The following is a 17,037-nucleotide window of genomic DNA, read 5'->3' on the forward strand; positions in this document are numbered from 1 at the left end:
GCCCAAATGCCACCCGGGTCACGGGCAATCGAGCGCGTTATGTGCTTTAGTTCTTGAAATTTCTCGGGGACCGGGGCCTGCCATTGATCATCGCGACACCGCGAACATCCATTCGCCTGACCGTTGTCACAGTCTTTGTCATCGCCACCGCACTTACTGCGACCGTCGCGATCGGCCTGCAATATCATTTCAGTGATTCGCTGGGTCGCCGCGCCGCGTCCGAGCTGTACACCTCAACGGCGGAAGGTATCGCCAGGGAACTCGCCGGCATCCGCCAGTTGAACGTCAACATCCTCGACCTGCTGGCGCAGAACAGTGAACTGGCAAACCCTGCGGCGCGGGAAAACGAGTTGCTGCGGACGTTCCTGAAGGTCCTGGAGAACAATCCCCTGTTTTACGGTATCTATGTAGGCCGCGAGGACGGCAGTTTCTATGAAATCGTCAACCTGAATGCCAGCCACCTCGCCCGGAAAACCCTGCTCGCCCTCCCTTCGGACCGCTGGGTCGTGGTCACCGTCAAGGAAACGCCCGAGGGAAGACTGCGGGAATACCAGTATCTTTCCGCCGCACTGGCCCTGCGGGCGACGCGCAGCGAGGCAACCCAGTTCAATGTCACCGAGCGGCCCTGGTACCGCGATTCCGTTGACTCGGACACTATCAAAGCCACTGCGCCATACCTGTTTGCACAGTCCGGCGAACCCGGCCGCACACTCTCCCGCAGGATAAACAATACCCGCGCGGTGATCGGCATCGATACCACGCTGGGAACCATATCGGAGAATCTCGCCAACACCCGGGTCTCGCTGGACAGCAAGCTTTTCCTGTTCAACCGGGACGGCCTGGTCGTCGCATCCAGCATGCGCGGCAGCGATACCGCGGCAGAAATTCCCCTGCCGGATTTCCCCCTGAGTCGCGAGGACCGCTTGTACCTGAAAAGCCTGGGTACGCTGGTGGTTTCCAACGAAATGGACTGGCCGCCGATCGATTACGCCCAGGGCGGTGGTCCGCGGGGCTACTCCGTCGACGTCATTCACCTGATTGCACGCATGCTGGGAGTGCAGGTCCGCTTTGAGAATGGCTACAACTGGGAGGAACTGGTGGGACGCTTCCGGGAAGGCAAGATAGACCTGCTGCAGTCGGCCTCTGCCAGGCTGGATACCGCCGGCAAGGGTGATCCCGGCCGACCCTACGCCAGTTTCCCCTACGCCCTGGTATCGGCCAGCGATTCAGGGGAACTGACTTCGCTGGCACAACTGGCAAACCGCAAACTGGCGATACCTGCAGGCTGGGCCATTTTACCGGTGGTGCGGGAACACTATCCGGAAATCGAAATCGTTGAAGCCTCATCCACCCTCGATGCCATTAGAAAAGTCAAAACCGGTGAGGTCAGCGCAGCCCTCGATATGGAGGTGATCCTGCAGTACATCATCAGCCACTATTACATCGACGGTGTGAAAGTAGTCAGCCCCGTCGACCTGGGATTCGAAGATACTTTCGGCGAAATGCATATCGTCGTGCACAGTGACCAACCGCGACTGCGCGCGATAATCGACAGGGCGATTGCCGCACTGGGTCCGGCGCAAAAAATGGCGCTGGCGAACAAGTGGCTGCAGTTCGACGGCAGCCAGGTCACTGTGGAATCAGAAACCGTTCCCAGCAGCGACATCGTCACTATTGCGAATAACCCGGAGCAATGGGGCAAACTCACCACCCTGGACATCAATGGCCAGGAGGAATTTGCCTATATCGGCGGTATAGAGGATGCCGATGAAGACTCGCTGTACCTCGGGATTCTCACGCCCGTCACGACGGTAATGAACCCCTACCTGGACAAGGTAAAGCTCTCCATCAAAATCACTGCGCTTTTCCTGCTGCTGTTACTACCCCTTTCCTGGCTGTTCGCCATACCTATTGTACGACCGGTAAAACAACTGGCGGCGGAAAACGACAAGGTCCGGGACCGCAAACTGGACGAAGTAAAGCGTGTTCGCACACACATCCTTGAACTCGACGACCTTTCCGAGTCCCTCGTGGAAATGGTCGATTCCATCCGCACCTATGAGGCCGCCCAGCGCGCCCTGATGGATTCGTTCATCCAGCTTATCGCCCAGGCCATCGACGACAAGTCACCCTACACCGCCAGCCACTGCGCCCGCGTCCCCGAACTGGCCCTGATGCTGGCGCGCGCGGCCAGCGAATCCGAGGCACCGCCCTTCAACCAGTTTCGCCTGGAAGGCGAGGACCAGTGGCGGGAATACCGCATTGCGGCCTGGCTCCACGACTGCGGCAAGATCACCACCCCGGAACATGTGGTCGACAAGGGAAGCAAGCTGGAGACCATTTACAACCGCATTCACGAAGTCAGGATGCGCTTTGAAGTCCTGTCGCGGGACGCGGAAATCCATTTCTGGGAAGCGCTGCAGCAATACCCCGAGCAGCGCGCTGAATTACAGGCACAACTCGTGGCCGTGCAGCGCGAACTGCAGGACGACTTTGCATTCATCGCCCAGTGCAATGTCGGCGGGGAATATTTTGACGAGGAAAAACAGCAACGCCTGCGGGCCATCGCGCAGAAGACCTGGCAGCGCCGATTCAGCGATCGCCTGGGACTGTCGCCGGTGGAGGAACTGCGCCACCGCGGCGACGAGCCCGCACTGCCCGTTAACGAGCCGCTGCTGGCCGACAAGCCGGAACACATCGTGGAACGAACCGCCGCCACCGACTACCCGCCCGAGTACGGCATACACATGGATATTCCGCAGCACCTGTACAACCAGGGCGAGCTCTACAACCTGTCGATCTCCCGCGGCACCCTGACACCGGAAGACCGCTTCAAGATCAACGAGCATATGATCAGCACCATCAAGATGCTGGAAAGCCTGCCCTTCCCCGAGGAACTGAAAAATGTGCCGCGCTATGCCTCTACCCACCATGAGACCATGCGAGGCGACGGCTATCCCCGGCGACTGCCCGGCGATGCGCTGAGCATACCGGAACGCCTGCTGGCGATAGCGGATGTATTTGAGGCTCTCACCGCCGCTGATCGGCCCTACAAGAAAGCCAAGCCGGTGAGCGTCGCCATCGCTATCATGGCCCGGATGGTGGCTGACAACCACATCGACAGGGACTGCTTCGAACTATTCCTGACCAGTGGCACTTACCGGCGGTATGCCGAGCAATACCTCCAACCGGCCCAGGTCGACGCGGTGGACATCGGCCAGTACCTTGCGTAGGCGGGAATAAAAACGGGCCGCGAGATGCGGCCCGCAGGTATCAGCTGCCGCTGGCTGCCTGCTCTTCGCAGGTGTCGGAAGCCTTGGAGCGCCAGCCGTAGAACGTGTGCTTGCTGGTGTCGTATTCCATCCCCGGGCAGCGCGCGTCCATCACACCGTCACGATCCAGGTCATAGGGCGAATTGAATGCGATATCGCCAGTCGAACATCCGGCCAGGAGCATAATCGGTATAAAAATCAGGCTTTTACGCATCTGCGCGTTCTCCATGTTGGTTTCAGCTGTATAGCGTAGTCGAGATTCCCGTATCCGGCCAACCCCCTTCGCGGATATCCCTTTATTCCCCCGGCGCGGGCGGCCTGCGTTCAATTTACAGGTAATATTACCTGAAGCGTGCCATTTATTTTTGTATGGTCTTTCATAAACGGGAAATTAGGCATAGGCTTGGATACAGGGCTTTGTTGACCATAATTAATAATACATTAGTCCGGACTTTCTAATCCGGACAGACAGAGAGACCTGGTTACGTGCGCAACTCACCGCAAGCGAACTCTCCGCCTGTCGGCGTGTCCCCCCTCCCGGGGTGCCCGCCCGTATTTTCGTCTTGCTCGCACTGCAGCCTCTCGCCACCGGCTTTGTCTGTCCTTCCCGGCCAAAAAACACAATAACCGCCATGTGCACCTGGAGAATGATAATGACCTACAAATTCCACCCTCACCCCCTCCGTTTTGTACAGGCTCCACTGGCCCTGGCCGTGGCCCTGAACAGTATCCCGGCATTTGCCCAGGGCAGCGGGGTGCTTGAAGAGATTATCGTCACCGCGGAACACCGCGAGGAAACCCTGCAGGCGACGCAGATTTCCATGAGCGCCCTGGGCAGCGAGACGATCCGCGACCTCGGTATCAGTAACGGCCTCGACATCGGCAACCTGGTGCCCAACCTCAATGCGCAGCCCTACGTGGGCGGGCGTACGGGGATTTCTTTCAATATCCGCGGCATTGGCAACTCGGAAACGCTGATCACCTTTGATCCCGCGGTCAGCGTGTACCTGGACGGCGTCCTTATCGCCAAGAATGTCGGTTCGCTGCTGGACGTCCTCGACCTCGAGCGTATCGAGGTACTGCGGGGGCCTCAGGGGACGCTGTACGGGCGCAACACCATGGGCGGCGCCATCAACTACATCACTCGCAAACCCACCGACGAGTTCGAGGGCAACCTGCAGGCGACCGCCGGCAACTATGGCCGCAGGGACCTGCGCGGCATGCTCAACGTGCCCCTGCTGGGGGATGACAGCGCACTGGGCGAACTGAACGTCAAAGTGAATGGCGGGCTGCTCAACCGCGACGGCATCCAGGACAACCACTTCGGCCTGCCGCCCCTGATGCAGGGCGGCAAGACTGCCTCGAGCCCCCAGGATGAGTTGGGCACAGTCGACCGCGAGGTTTTCGCCGCACAGTTGCAGTGGGTTCCCACCGACAACTTCACTGCGACCTACATGTACGATTACACCAATATCGACGAGATTCCCGAGTCTCCCTGGACCACCAGGACCAACCCCGCGACATTCTTTGGCGGCGTGCTTGCCCCCTATGCGAAGACAAAGGAAAGCGAGCGTCCGACCAGTATTTCGGTCGAGCACATCATGATCGCCAAGACCGAAGTCGAAGGTCATTCGCTCAACCTGAACTGGGAACTCGGCGACAATCTGACCCTCACTTCACTCACTGGCTACCGTGAAATGGACAACTATGGCGAGGCGGATTCGGATGGTGCGCCCGTCGGTGCCACCTTCCCCGATCCGCCCATACCCCCCGCGATCATCACCCGGGACAACCAGGAATACGAGAGTATCTCCCAGGAGTTCCGCCTGCTGGGCAGCGCGTTCAACTCGAGCCTGGATTACTCGCTCGGCGTATTCTACATGGATGAGGAAGGCGACCTGTTCAACGAAACTACCGCCGCCGGCTCAGCCGCCGCCAACATCGCCAACTACGAGAATGAGGCCTGGGCGGTCTACGGCCAGGGCACCTACAACTTTACCGACGCTCTCAACCTGACTGCTGGCGCCCGTTACACGGAGGAAGACCGTGAGATGGACAAGGCACTGGTGCCTGGCACTGGCACCGGGCCGGTCCTGTACATGGACAACCTGAAGGGCGATCCCGTGCTCGGCAACTATGTCTATCCCGGCGCCGGGGACACTTTCGACAACGTTTCCTGGCTGGTGTCACTGGGTTATGACTGGACGCCCGACATCATGACTTACGCCAAGATCAGTACCGGCTACCAGTCCGGCGGTTACAACGCCCGCGATATCCGCCCCGAGGATTTTGTCGTCGGCTTCAAGGAGGAAACCATCCTCGCCTATGAACTGGGCCTGAAGTCCACTTTCGACAACCGCTTCCAGGTCAACGCCTCGGTGTTCTTCAGCGACTACGATGACAAGCGCGTCAACCAGTTCGATCCGGTCAACCTGGTGAGTATCCAGCGCAACGCCGGCGTGGTGGAAATCTACGGCGCGGAAGTCGAGATGCTCGCCCAGTTGACCGATCACTGGCGCGCCGGCCTCAACTACGGCTACACCCACAAGGAATATATCGAGTACGAGGGTGCGAGTGGCGAGGACCTCTCCGACATGGCGAACTTCCCCTACTCGCCCGACAACACCGCCAGTGCCAACCTGACCTACGAGTACCCCCTGAGTTTCGGCGTATTCAAGGCGCGGGCCGACTGGAGCTACCGCGACGAAATGACCTTCCTGACGCCGGTGCCGGAACGCAACTCCTCCGGGGATCTGCAGCTGTGGAATGCGCGCATCGCACTGGAAGAGCTGAATGGACCCGGCGACAGCACGATGAGTTTCGCCCTGTGGGGTAAAAACCTTACCGACGAGGGTTATTACAACTTCGGGGTGAATATCTACAGTTCCTTCGGTTTCGACATCAACACCTACGGCGAACCGATGACCTGGGGAATGGACGTCGCCATCAACTTCTAGTCAGGGGCGGCGCAGCAAGGGGGCACATTGCGTGCCCCCTTTTTTAATGCCCGGGAAAATCTTCAGCTGACAGGCGCCAGGTAGTGCGGCGTTCCCAGTGCCGAGCGCCAGAGCTCCGCCTCATCCAGAACCGTTTTGCCGTCGGCAGACCTGTAGGTTGGCGAGGCAGCGCGAAAATTAATGAACCGCAAACCGCCCTCCCCACTGAAAAAGGCATAGCGTGCGTTTGCAGCGATGGCAATGGCTGTACCCGGGCCGTAGCGATCCCGGCCGAAACGGATTTGTCCGCCGGTGATAAATATGATTTCGTCTTCGGAATGGGAGTGCAGGGCGGTTTCCCTGTCGGCATCCCGGTAGGCCTGCTCGTGTAACCAGAGCTGGCAGCCACTGCAGCTGGCGTCCGCGTGCAACCCCCCGGCAACCCCCTCGGTGCCGTGGAAGCTGTCCGTGCGCGGCACCCTTTCTGTCGGCAACAGGTGCACACTGCCACCGCCCCGGACACCGGCCGGGCACTGGCTGGCGCGGAACACCAGCAGCACAGCGCCCTGCTCCCCCGCGACAAAGGATTCGCAGGCACCCTGCTCCACAATCGCGCTGCTGCCCTCGGCCAGCGCCCGTCCGCCGGCAGATACACTGCCGCCGAGTACATAGACGAGACAAGCAGCCGAAGTGCCCGGCAGCGTGAGCGCCACGCCGGCATCCAGCCGGTTCCAGCACAACTGCAGGGGTTCGCCGGGCCCGGAAAAATAATGCCTGGCTTCCAGTTCCGGACGACTGTCCGCGGCAATGACAACGTCATCCAGGGTGCGTATCGTTATTCTGGCCATTTATCACCTCCATCAGGGGTGAATGGTAGTAAGTTTCCAACCTCCACTGTAGCATGCAGCAGGCATAAAGAAACTTGGGTTTGTTTTCCCCGGAACTCAACCCGGGAAAGTACCAATAACAACAGGGAGCCCGACAGATGAGCCTCAGCCCGGATATCGCCGACCATTTCAACCTGAACTTCAGCGACGACCCCTACTGGGCGGAAAGCTCCTGGTTTTCCTGGGCGATTCCGGAGCGCGGCATCAACGGTTTTTTCTACAACCACTTCCGCCCCAACATGAACTGCCTGCTCGGCGGTCCCGCCATGTGGGATCGCTCCGGCCAGCACGTATGGGAGTTCCCCTATTTCGACTGGCAGTTGATGCGGGTTATGCCGGAAGGCCGCTTCGGTGTCGATTACGACAAATACAACTGGACCGCACCTTGGTCGATGTCACTGCAGGTAATCGAGCCACTGCAACGTTACCGGCTCGGCTACGACCGCAATGATTTCAAACTGGACCTCGAATTCGAAGCCATCGCAGAACCCAACGAGATCGGTGTCCAGCCGGGCCTGGAACGCGCCTTCAAGCTGCATTTCGAGCAGCCGGGACGCATCCGTGGCACGGTGATCCTCGAGGGTGAACGCTACGACGTCGATTGTTTCTCCATCCGCGACGGCTCACACGGTCCGCGCTTCCTGGAATCCACCATGTCCGGCGGCTACACCTGGTCGACAGCCGATGAACATACCGGGTTCCACATTCTCGCCAAAGACCGCCACTCAACCCGCGACACCGACATCGTCGGCGGCTACATCCTGCGCGACGGCAGGATCGCCCCGGTGACCGGCGGTATCCGCCGCGTCGTGGCGCGCGACGGTGCGCGCCCGGATGTCATCGAGATCGAGACCGTGGACACCCTCGGCCGCACCCTGCACGCGCTCGGCAAGGCCTGGGTGCCGGCGGAGTTCATGCTGTTCCCCGATCGCGGCCAGTGGTGGACCCAGTTCAAGTGGGATTACGACGGCTTTACGGGTGCCGTCGGCGAAGACCAGGAATATTACGGTATCCAGGAATTTCGCAAATGGCACCGCGCGGGCCCCGACGCCTGGAACAAGCGTTGAGCCTTCAAACCCACCAGTACCAGTAACAACAAGGAGCAAGCATGCCTGCATATGTCGTTTTTATTCGCGAAAGCGAGATTCACACGCCGGAAGAAATGGCGAAATACCAGCAGCGGCAATCGGACCCGCGCCAGTACAACCTGAAGCCCCTGGCGGTATACGGCGCGATGGAGACCATCGAGGGCGAGCCTGCCGATGGTCTGGTCGTACTGGAGTTTCCCACCGTCGAGGACGCCCGCGCCTGGTATTTCAGCCCCGAGTACCAGGAGGCTTCAAAGCACCGGCAACTGGCCGCGGACTACCGCGGGTTTATCGTCGAGGGCTACGCCCCGCCCGCGCAGTAGGGTTTCCGCGCAAAAAAAACGCCGCTGGAGCGCGGCGTTTTTTCCGGGGGGACTGTCAGTCTTCCGCCTGCAGGTACTTGTCCAGTTCCTGGTGCATGCCGAGGATGATTTTCTCGTTCTCACTGGCCAGCCAGACCTGTTTGATCGACCGGGAGCGCAGGCCCTTCTGGATACGCTTGAGGTTGCCGAGGTCCTGGCGGGGAATCAGGTAGACCTGTGCCGGGTCTTCCACATCCTCCACAACTTCCACCACGGCGCGTTCGCGCGGGGCATCCGCGGGCAGGGAGCGCGTCGAGTAGATCTCGAAGGTACTGCGGTTCTGGTCGGTGGGATGCGGCCGGGTGCGGTAAATCATCGCGTTGCCGGCCTGCGGGAATACCATCAGGTTGGGGAAAATGAAGATCATGCCGCCCCACATACTGAGGATTTCCGGGCTGGGTTTGGGCATTGGCCGGTTTTTCGCCGCCGCGTCCTCGTACAGGACGCGCATGTATTCGGCGCCGAGCTTTTCCGGCTCGACCTTGCCCTTCAATGAGCGCAGCAGGTCGACGTCGGCCTGCAGCACCTGGGCGTCCATGCCGTCCACCAGCAATTGCAGGCGGTCAGCCATGGCGTCCACCGGGTCCTTGTCCGCCATCAGGCGTTTTACGTTGCCCTGGTAGTTACTCGCCCGACCGGCAAAGAAACGACCGTGGCCATTGGCGAAACGCTCATAATCCACGTTGTGGTGATTATAGGCTTCGAACTCGCCCTCAATATCCGCCCCGTAGATAAAGTCCGCCGCTGCGGTCTCCAGTTGCGGGTGGGTCGCGGGAACGTGGTAGCCCTCGAAAAACGCCTCCTGGGCGACTTTCCAGTTGGAGGCCACCGGGATCGCCTTCCACCAGTAGTGGCGCATTTCCTTGGTATTGAGGTCATCCAGCAACTGTCGTACCGGGGCGATAAACTCGTCAAACGGCATGCAGTCCTTGTCGAAATTGATAAACACAAACCCGGCGTAGATTTCCACCTGCAGGCTCTTCAGGGCGACGTCGGCATCACAGAGCTTGCCGCCGCGGAATTCCTCGCGCGCCAGCACGTATTCGTTGTCGCCCTCGGTATTCCAGCGCCAGCCGTGGAAGGGGCAGATGATGTTGCCGTGATCGAAAGTGCCGGAGCCTTCCGCCAGCGCGGTGCCGCGGTGGGGACAGACGTTGTGATAGGCCTTGACCGTGTCCTCGCCGGTGCGGACCAGGAACACGGATTGGTCACCGATTTCGTAAACCGTGAAATCGTTGATTGCGGGAATCTCGTCGATTCGCGCGGCGGCCTGCCAGACTTTGGTCCAGAGTTTGTCGAACTCCATCTGCTGGAATTCGGCATCGATATAGCGACCGACGCGGATTCCGTGGTCCAGCGTATGCCAGCGCGGCGGCCAGTCAGAGCCGGCGCCACCCGCTGTGGACAGCGCGGTCACCTTGCTCTTCTGCGATGGTGTGCTCATTGGGTTCTCCTTTTGTGCGAGGCGTTATATACAGAACTGTCCATTATCCGTGGCGCAGCAGTGCCTGTGCAACTCCCGGCGGCATGGGCAGCCTGTGACACTTTCGATAGAACATTAAATTATCGTAATCCTGACTCGGCGGTGTGCTTCTCTATAAGCCGGGGCGCAAATGCCTCTGTCCGTTCCCCTGGGGGGGTAGTAAGATCGAGAACGCAGCGAAGGCCGTTGCCCGGCGATTCGCATCGACAACAATAACCCACAGAGGACAGTTGCGCTGCCTATGACCGAAACTGAATCCGCCCGCTACCTCGAAGCCCGCCAGGCCATCACCGACCAGATATACCGCTATTGCCGTGCCGTGGATCGCCTGGACCCCGAACTTGGCCACTCCCTGTGGCACTCCGAATCCTATGCTGACTACGGCGACTACTACCGCGGCGACGGCCCAGGGCTGATCGACCAGATCTGCGCCCAGCACCGCGAGACGGTCGGCCACTCCCACCAGGTGTCCAATATCCTGGTCGACGTGGACGGCGATAGGGCTGGCAGTGAAGCCTATGTGACCGCGAGAGTGCGGGTGCAGCAGGACGGGCGCCTGATGGAATTGACCCTCTGCAGCCGCTATATCGACCAGTGGTCGGAGCGCGAGGGTCGCTGGGCACTGAATCGCCGGACGGCGCTGATCGACCTCGAGGATATCCGCGAGGTCACGCCGATGGGCAATCCCACCGGCCAGGGGAGCCGCGATCGCAACGACCCCTCCTACGCGGTGCTGGGCGCCGCCTCCTCCCATGATTAACGACACGGCGATCGGCCTCGAACATCTCTGTGTGCTGGGCATGCCGCCCGTCGAATTTGTAAACCTCGCCGCCGATCTCGGCTGCCCGTGGATTGCCACGGGATTCAGCCCTGTCGTCGATGATGTGATGGGGTTCGGCACCTGGTCCCTGAGGGACAACCCCGGCCTGCGCCGGGAGATGCTGGCCGCCATGCGCGACCGCGGCGTATCGATCTCCATGGGCGAGGGATTCTGGATCACCCCGGGCAGCGACATTCGCGACCAGAAGGCGTCCCTGGCCCTGTGGCGGGAGATGGATGTCTCGCGCATCGGCACCCTGAGCTTCGACCCGGACCTCAACCGCAGCCACGACCAGTTTGCTTACCTGGCGGAAATGGCCGCGGAACAGGACATGGACGTGGTGCTGGAATTCGTCCCCGGTCTCGCCATCGCCGACCTGCCCGGTGCACTACGCGCGCGGCAGCAGGTGAATCGCGACAATTTCAGTATCCTCATCGACACGCTCCACCTGCATCGCTCAGGATCCAGCGCGGCGGATCTCGCCACTCTGCCGCCGGGAACCATCGGTTACCTGCAGGTCTGCGATGCCCCTCTCGAGCCGGTGATCGAAGAATACGCGGTGGAGGCCACTTACGAGCGCCTGCCCCCGGGGGAAGGGCAGCTCCCGCTGCTGGACATCCTCAATGCGATTCCAGCAGAGGTCTTTGTCGGCCTGGAGTTGCCTATGCGCTCGCGAGTATCCGATCAGGCGGCGTTCGGGGAATTACTGCAGCCCTGTGTGGACGCCACCCGGGAACTACTCCTGCAGCGCAGCTGAAACATCCCGGGAGAGCAGTTCCCCCGCTACAGCGCCCGGGACAAGGTAGACCGGGGTTCCGGGCGCAGCAATGCGATAATGACCAGAACGCCGAGCAGGAACAGCACGTAGGCCTCCAGTATGGGGTCATAGCTCCCCATGGTGTCGTAAACCCAGCCAAACAGGGGAGCGGCGACCAGGGTAAAGGGCATGATCAGGAATCCCATCAGCCCCATCGACCGGCCCATGCTGTCCGGCCCGTATTCCTTAGCCAGGATCAACCCCCACAGGGGCACCACACCGCCCTGCATAAAGCCGAGGATGACACTGTACAGGGCCAGGGACTGGAAGCTGGCGCCATATACATAACCAAGACTGCCGCCGGCAACCGCCAGGGCTATCGCGGCCAGCATCAGGCGGTGACTGACCCGGTCGGCGACTATACCGCTGACCAGTTTGCCGGCAAAGCCGGCGGCTGCAAGGATGGAAATCAGCAGTGCCCCGTCGCTGGCGACAATGCCCTTATCCATCACCAGGGGCAGCAGGTTACTGACCAGCCCCATCGGACCGGCGAGCAGGCCGCCGAGCACGACCGCCAGCAGCCAGAAATTCCGGTCGCGCAGGAAGGTGCCAATGCTATGGGATTCCGCTGCTATGGCGCGAGCGGAGCCGGAACCGGCGGCCCCGCCGTCGGGGTTCAGGTTCCTGTCGGCGGGGCGGTTGATAACCAGCAGCCCCACCAGCGGCAGGGTAATCACCCAGATCGCAACCGCGTAGATACGCAGGGCCTGGCGCCATTCGTAGTGCTCGATGAGGAACTGTAACAGCGGCGGTATCAGCAGGCCGCCGACCGCGGCCCCACTGGCGGCCAGGCTCATGGCAAGGCCGCGGCGGCGGGTAAACCAGCGCGCCAGCAGGGCCGAGCTGGCCACCGGTCCGGTGAGGGTGCAGCCCAGCGCCAGCGGCAGCAGGTAGACCCAGATTACCTGGGACATCGATTCCACCAGCGACAAAAGCATGAACCCGCTACCCAGCAAAAACGCGCCCACCAGCATCAGCAGGCGCACCGAGTAACGATCGATGGCTGCGCCAATCGGGGTACCCAGGGTTCCCGCCGCCAGTGCCGCCACCGTAATCCCCATCATCAGCAGCATACGACTGGGCTGGAATTCCTCTTGCAGGGGCACGGCAATAACGCTGTAGGCAGTGAAAACGCTGGCAGAACTTGCCGCCTGCAGCACAAGGGCGGCAGCCACCTGCCACCAGCCGGGAAATACTTTCACCTGGTTATCCTTATAGTTATGACACGCCGGACCCCATCGGTCCCGGGCGATTGCGATACCGCCTTATGCTCGTGCAGTCAGCGTTGCGGGCTTTTGCTGCACTGCCAGCATCATAATCCACGCGGACGGACTTGTATTGAACAGGGTGTACGATGGAGAACAAGACCCCGGTAGACCCAGCGCAGGTTTACAGGTACGGATACAGCTTGTGCAGAAAGAAAGTCGCCCGTGGTCGAACACCCCGACGACGGGCCTCCTAAGATAAGGGCTACCCGCCCGGAAATCGCGCCGCAGCACGACCTCCAGGCACATCACTCACGATAGAGAGACCAGTAACATGCCCCAGCAGACACCGCGAGTGCCACCCCTGCCAGTGGCGGACTTCAGTGAGCGGCAAAAGACCCTGGTGGGTGACTGGACGGAAATGAATTTCGCCCGGGTCACCGTTCGCCACCCCGACATGTATGAGCTGTTCCTGCCCTACCTCGCCCGGCTGATTCGCAATACCAGCCTGCCACCCCGGGACCGCGAAATCGTCATCCTCCGGATTCTGGCACTGGCCGGTGAAACCTACGAGGCGGAACACCACGTCAATATCGCACTGAACGCCGGCATGAGCGCCGCGGAAATCGACGCGGTCAAAGGGTCGGGTTCAGGATTGTCCGAATTCGACCACCTGCTGATGCTGGCGGTCGAGGAATTGATGGGCGACTTTGTCATCGGCGACCCGACCTGGGCCGGGCTTTCGCAGGAGTACTCCGAAACCCAGTTGATGGAGCTGGTGTTTCTGGTGGGCTGTTACTGCACCATGGGTATGCTGACCAAAACCTTCCAGATTCAGCTGGAAGAACATGCTGATACTTCGTTCCAGCAACTGCGGGATTACACCTGAAAGGTGCTATGCTCGGCAGCACCACGCTTATCCCGATGCCAAGGAGCAAATAACCATGACAGCACTGACCGACATCAGCCTCACCACCATCGACGGCAACAAAACCACCCTGGGTGAATTCACAGGCAAGGTCTGCCTGGTGGTGAACGTCGCCTCCAAATGCGGACTGACGCCGCAGTATGAGGGCCTTGAAGCGCTTTACCGGCAATACGCCAGCGATGGACTCGTAGTGCTGGGTTTCCCCGCCAACGACTTTGCCGGGCAGGAACCGGGAACAGACGAGGAAATCAGGGAATTCTGCAGCACCAGTTACGACGTGACCTTCCCGATGTTTTCCAAGATTCAGGTCACCGGTGAGGCCAAACACCCGCTGTATGCAGCGCTCACCAGCGCGGCACCGAGTACCTCAAACTCCGACCAGGCCATGCGCTCGCGCCTGGAAGGCCACGGACTCTCGCCCACCTCGCCCCCCGAAGTGCTGTGGAATTTCGAAAAATTCCTCATCGGCCGCGACGGCCGGGTGATAGCGCGATTTGCACCGGATACCACACCGGACAACCCGGAACTCGCGGCAGCGCTGGAATCCGCCCTCGCGAGCTGACAAGCTACCCGCACAGGAACTTTACCGATAAAAAAGCGCGCCCTGGTGGCGCGCTTTTTTTACCGGGTATCGCAGGCTTTTGTCAGTTGCCAAAGATTTTCCCGAATGCCTTGTCGAGTACCCGGTCCACCGCGTTGTCTGTTGCGCGATCAACCGCGTTATCGGTTTTCTGCTCCACCCGGTCCTGTTGGCGATCAGCCTTGTTGCCGAAGAAGCCGCCGAGTCCGCCGCCGCTGCTGTCGCTGCCACCGCCAGTCATACCGCCCATGATGGCACCGAGGTCGGTAGGTTCAGCCGGTAGCACGAAGCGCTCATCGGCAACGGTGGTTGCGGTAATCGAGCGCACCTGCATGTCGGTGCCGTAACGCAGGACACCCTTGTCGAGCTTTTCCAGTTCCTTCTGCACGTTGCGCCCGTTTTCCATTTCCTTGTTGAAACCCGCCTGTTCCACGGCGCTGCCCATGGTTGTCGCCATATTGGCAATCGCGTCGCGGAAGCCCACAGCGCGCTTGTCGTTCGAGAGCACCAGTTCCGCCTGCTGGTTGGTGCCGTCGCCGTCAGTGTACTTGATGATATAGACTTCGCCGTTCATGCCGGCAACGGTCTCCTTGCGTCCGGTCGGCTCAATGGAGAGCACCTCGCCAGTCACCATATCCGGGGTAGCACTTGCGGCCATGCCACCGAACATCTTGAAAGCGCTGTTCATGTCCACGACCATGACCTGCCCGTTATTGCTGGTCACCATGTACATGTGTGCATCGCGCAGCAGCATGTAACCCTGCTGCTCGGGCATGTTGACACGCAACTTGTCCCCTTTGTATTCGAAAGTCATCGCGGTTCCGTCTCCGGACACGACTTCGGCTACGTCTGCCACAGATGCCACAGACACAAACCCCAGCGCAGCCAGCGCCGAGACCCGACCGAACCGGTAAAAACAAGACTTCATGCTGAACTCCTTATCACTACGTTGCAGTCTGTTATTGTGGCCTGACTTTGCGCCACCAGTGGCCATACTATAGTCGGTTATGGCGACTAACCAATGCGATTGCGTACTTTTTTCGTCGCATCTGTTTGGCCCAAAACCGGCTCTGCGCTGGGGCACCCGGTGTGCCGACTCCGGCCGGACTTGCGCAATACTCAGGCCCGTGCCTGGATCAAACGCACCCAGTAATCCAGTACGCCAAACTGCTGTGCCACCAGCTTCAGGCTGACCAGCAGGGGCACCGCGAGCAGCACGCCCGCCGCGCCCCACAGCCAACCCCAGAATATGATCCAGAGGACGAGAATCAGCGGGTTCAGCCGCATGTGACGCCCAAGTACCAGGGGAGTCACAAACTGCGCTTCGACAAGATTGACACAGAAATACGCGAAACCGGGGATCAGCGCAGCCCAGGTGAAACCGAACTGCACCAGTCCCGCTACACCGAGGATACAGATCGCGGCGAGCGGGCCGATATAGGGGGCGAAATTCAGTAAACCGACCACTACTCCCCAGAGCAGGGCGTCTTCTACCTGCAGCAACCAGAGCACCAGCGATGTCGCGATGGCCAACCCCGCATTGATCAGGCTGACGGTAAGAACGTAGCGCGACAGCTCCCTCTGTACGCGGGTAACCGCCAGTACCGCGCGGCGCTTTTCCCGCATGCGCGGAAACAGTTCAATAGCGCTTTCATAAAGTCGTTTGCCAAATATCAGCTGAAACAGCACGAGCACCAGAAAGGTGAGCATCTGTACCAGCAGGATAGGGGCAGCGCCGAGCAGTGAAACAAGAACTTCAATCCCGCCTTTAACCAACTGGGCGCGCAAGGGATCCTGTTCGCCATTTGAGGCCTTGGCGGGGGGCCTGTCAGGTTCCGGTTCCCTATCGCGAAACCAGGCAAACAGGTCAAAACCGCGGTCGCTGCTTTCCGGTCCAGCTTCCGGCTGCGGCGCCTTTGCTGGCGCGAGAGACGAGGTCAGGGAGTCGAACTCCGCGGACAGTTCCATACCCAGTTCTGGCAGGCGCTTCATCCACTTCTGCGCCGGTTCCGCCAGTTCGATGCCGAGCACAGCCAGCGGCAGGCCGATGAGCGCAAGGAGTACAAATGCCGAGACACTCCTGGGGATGTGCCGCTTCTGCGCCTGGTTGACCAACGGACTCAATACTGAGGCCAGAAGCAGAGCAAGCACGACGGGGATGAACAGTGAACGGGCGAAATACAGGGTGTAGAGCATGGCAAGCGCCAACAACCAGCGCTGGGCGCTGTTGCTGGTTAGTGGATTGACGGTGTTTTCTTCCTGTCCTGCCATTACGGCCATCCTGAGCTGGGAATAATTTATTTGTTCCCGGTTTTCACTTCTGGTGATGGTTCTGACCTTATACCGAAGGGTGTTGGTTTGTGAATGGATAAATTGTTGGTGGAGGGTGAGGCATTTCGGGTGGTACAACGTGAAACACCCCGGTCATTGCTGGCGGGGGCATGACGGTACTTTCGGGTTGGGCAGGTGCTGGAGGCCTGACTGACCTACTTTGGGTAGCAAGCGCTGCTTGCAATCGCTACGCGACGCCTGCGGCGCCCAACCCCCGCACCTGCGGGGCTGCTTTACGGGGCAGAGAATCAACGCATAAAAGCGGGTCTCCCCATGGGAGAGTATCGAACGGTACAAAGTAAAACGCCCCGACCATTACTGATCGGGG

14 protein-coding genes are annotated in these 17,037 nt (G+C 60.2%); 8 read left to right on the top strand and 6 right to left on the bottom strand.

Annotation, left to right across the window (positions count from 1 at the left end; translation table 11 throughout):
• Positions 1-53: 53 nt before the first annotated feature.
• Positions 54-3,233: an HD domain-containing phosphohydrolase gene (locus ACNKU3_RS20300; protein WP_418261401.1), complete on the top strand. Its 3,180-nt coding sequence runs from the start codon at positions 54-56 to the stop codon at positions 3,231-3,233.
• Positions 3,234-3,273: 40 nt separating this feature from the next.
• On the opposite strand, the gene ACNKU3_RS20305 is transcribed toward ACNKU3_RS20300, so the two are convergent.
• Positions 3,274-3,486 (bottom strand): hypothetical protein, encoded by a 213-nt coding sequence (locus ACNKU3_RS20305; RefSeq protein WP_418261402.1) that lies wholly within the window; start codon positions 3,484-3,486, stop codon positions 3,274-3,276.
• A 439-nt stretch (positions 3,487-3,925) separates the two neighbouring features.
• On the opposite strand from ACNKU3_RS20305, the gene ACNKU3_RS20310 reads away from it, so the two are divergent.
• The gene (locus tag ACNKU3_RS20310; RefSeq protein WP_418261403.1) at positions 3,926-6,229 is read left to right on the top strand and encodes a TonB-dependent receptor; all 2,304 of its coding nucleotides are present in this window, start codon (positions 3,926-3,928) and stop codon (positions 6,227-6,229) included.
• A 62-nt stretch (positions 6,230-6,291) separates the two neighbouring features.
• Here the strand turns inward: ACNKU3_RS20310 and ACNKU3_RS20315 are convergent, their stop codons facing one another.
• Entirely contained in the window at positions 6,292-7,056 is a 765-nt protein-coding gene (locus ACNKU3_RS20315) for a hypothetical protein (protein ID WP_418261404.1), read from the bottom strand.
• Between the two features lie 137 nt (positions 7,057-7,193).
• Here ACNKU3_RS20315 and ACNKU3_RS20320 point away from each other — a divergent pair, with 137 nt between their 5' ends.
• Both ACNKU3_RS20320 and ACNKU3_RS20325 read left to right on the top strand, forming a co-directional pair.
• Positions 7,194-8,162 carry a DUF7065 domain-containing protein gene (locus ACNKU3_RS20320; RefSeq protein WP_418261405.1) on the top strand — a complete coding sequence of 323 codons (969 nt, stop codon included), beginning with the start codon at positions 7,194-7,196 and terminating at the stop codon, positions 8,160-8,162.
• Positions 8,163-8,203: 41 nt separating this feature from the next.
• Entirely contained in the window at positions 8,204-8,506 is a 303-nt protein-coding gene (locus tag ACNKU3_RS20325; RefSeq protein ID WP_418261406.1) for a DUF1330 domain-containing protein, read from the top strand.
• 55 nt (positions 8,507-8,561) lie between these two features.
• Here the strand turns inward: ACNKU3_RS20325 and ACNKU3_RS20330 are convergent, their stop codons facing one another.
• The gene (locus tag ACNKU3_RS20330) at positions 8,562-9,989 is read right to left on the bottom strand and encodes an aromatic ring-hydroxylating oxygenase subunit alpha (RefSeq protein ID WP_418261407.1); all 1,428 of its coding nucleotides are present in this window, start codon (positions 9,987-9,989) and stop codon (positions 8,562-8,564) included.
• Positions 9,990-10,269: 280 nt separating this feature from the next.
• Between ACNKU3_RS20330 and ACNKU3_RS20335 the strand changes: the two genes are divergently transcribed.
• Together ACNKU3_RS20335 and ACNKU3_RS20340 are read left to right on the top strand one after the other, a co-directional pair.
• Positions 10,270-10,788: a nuclear transport factor 2 family protein gene (locus ACNKU3_RS20335; protein ID WP_418261408.1), complete on the top strand. Its 519-nt coding sequence runs from the start codon at positions 10,270-10,272 to the stop codon at positions 10,786-10,788.
• Positions 10,781-11,605 carry a sugar phosphate isomerase/epimerase family protein gene (locus ACNKU3_RS20340; protein ID WP_418261409.1) on the top strand — a complete coding sequence of 275 codons (825 nt, stop codon included), beginning with the start codon at positions 10,781-10,783 and terminating at the stop codon, positions 11,603-11,605. Before ACNKU3_RS20335 ends, ACNKU3_RS20340 begins: the two co-directional genes overlap by 8 nt.
• Positions 11,606-11,631: 26 nt before the next feature.
• Here the strand turns inward: ACNKU3_RS20340 and ACNKU3_RS20345 are convergent, their stop codons facing one another.
• On the bottom strand, positions 11,632-12,867 hold the full coding sequence (locus tag ACNKU3_RS20345) for an MFS transporter (protein WP_418261410.1): 1,236 nt from the start codon (positions 12,865-12,867) through the stop codon (positions 11,632-11,634).
• Positions 12,868-13,204: 337 nt separating this feature from the next.
• Here ACNKU3_RS20345 and ACNKU3_RS20350 point away from each other — a divergent pair, with 337 nt between their 5' ends.
• Both ACNKU3_RS20350 and ACNKU3_RS20355 read left to right on the top strand, forming a co-directional pair.
• Complete coding sequence (locus ACNKU3_RS20350) at positions 13,205-13,759, top strand: carboxymuconolactone decarboxylase family protein (protein WP_418261411.1); 555 nt, start codon at positions 13,205-13,207, stop codon at positions 13,757-13,759.
• A 55-nt stretch (positions 13,760-13,814) separates the two neighbouring features.
• On the top strand, positions 13,815-14,360 hold the full coding sequence (locus ACNKU3_RS20355) for a glutathione peroxidase (RefSeq protein ID WP_418261412.1): 546 nt from the start codon (positions 13,815-13,817) through the stop codon (positions 14,358-14,360).
• Positions 14,361-14,442: 82 nt separating this feature from the next.
• Here ACNKU3_RS20355 and ACNKU3_RS20360 read toward each other — a convergent pair whose 3' ends face one another.
• Positions 14,443-15,192, bottom strand: coding sequence for a hypothetical protein (locus ACNKU3_RS20360; protein WP_418261413.1), 750 nt, complete (start codon positions 15,190-15,192; stop codon positions 14,443-14,445).
• A gap of 305 nt (positions 15,193-15,497) precedes the next feature.
• Entirely contained in the window at positions 15,498-16,787 is a 1,290-nt protein-coding gene (locus tag ACNKU3_RS20365; RefSeq protein ID WP_418261414.1) for an AI-2E family transporter, read from the bottom strand.
• Positions 16,788-17,037: the final 250 nt, after the last annotated feature.

Source organism: Haliea sp. E17 (genome assembly GCF_048323675.1).
Lineage (GTDB): Bacteria > Pseudomonadota > Gammaproteobacteria > Pseudomonadales > Halieaceae > Mangrovimicrobium.

Bases quoted from the DNA above. Each gene is read 5' to 3' on its own strand.
- ACNKU3_RS20305 (WP_418261402.1), bottom strand. From the start codon at position 3,486: ATGCGTAAAAGCCTGATTTTTATACCGATTATGCTCCTGGCCGGATGT.
- ACNKU3_RS20310 (WP_418261403.1), top strand. From the start codon at position 3,926: ATGACCTACAAATTCCACCCTCACCCCCTCCGTTTTGTACAGGCTCCA.
- ACNKU3_RS20315 (WP_418261404.1), bottom strand. From the start codon at position 7,056: ATGGCCAGAATAACGATACGCACCCTGGATGACGTTGTCATTGCCGCG.
- ACNKU3_RS20320 (WP_418261405.1), top strand. From the start codon at position 7,194: ATGAGCCTCAGCCCGGATATCGCCGACCATTTCAACCTGAACTTCAGC.
- ACNKU3_RS20325 (WP_418261406.1), top strand. From the start codon at position 8,204: ATGCCTGCATATGTCGTTTTTATTCGCGAAAGCGAGATTCACACGCCG.
- ACNKU3_RS20330 (WP_418261407.1), bottom strand. From the start codon at position 9,989: ATGAGCACACCATCGCAGAAGAGCAAGGTGACCGCGCTGTCCACAGCG.
- ACNKU3_RS20335 (WP_418261408.1), top strand. From the start codon at position 10,270: ATGACCGAAACTGAATCCGCCCGCTACCTCGAAGCCCGCCAGGCCATC.
- ACNKU3_RS20340 (WP_418261409.1), top strand. From the start codon at position 10,781: ATGATTAACGACACGGCGATCGGCCTCGAACATCTCTGTGTGCTGGGC.
- ACNKU3_RS20350 (WP_418261411.1), top strand. From the start codon at position 13,205: ATGCCCCAGCAGACACCGCGAGTGCCACCCCTGCCAGTGGCGGACTTC.
- ACNKU3_RS20355 (WP_418261412.1), top strand. From the start codon at position 13,815: ATGACAGCACTGACCGACATCAGCCTCACCACCATCGACGGCAACAAA.
- ACNKU3_RS20360 (WP_418261413.1), bottom strand. From the start codon at position 15,192: ATGACTTTCGAATACAAAGGGGACAAGTTGCGTGTCAACATGCCCGAG.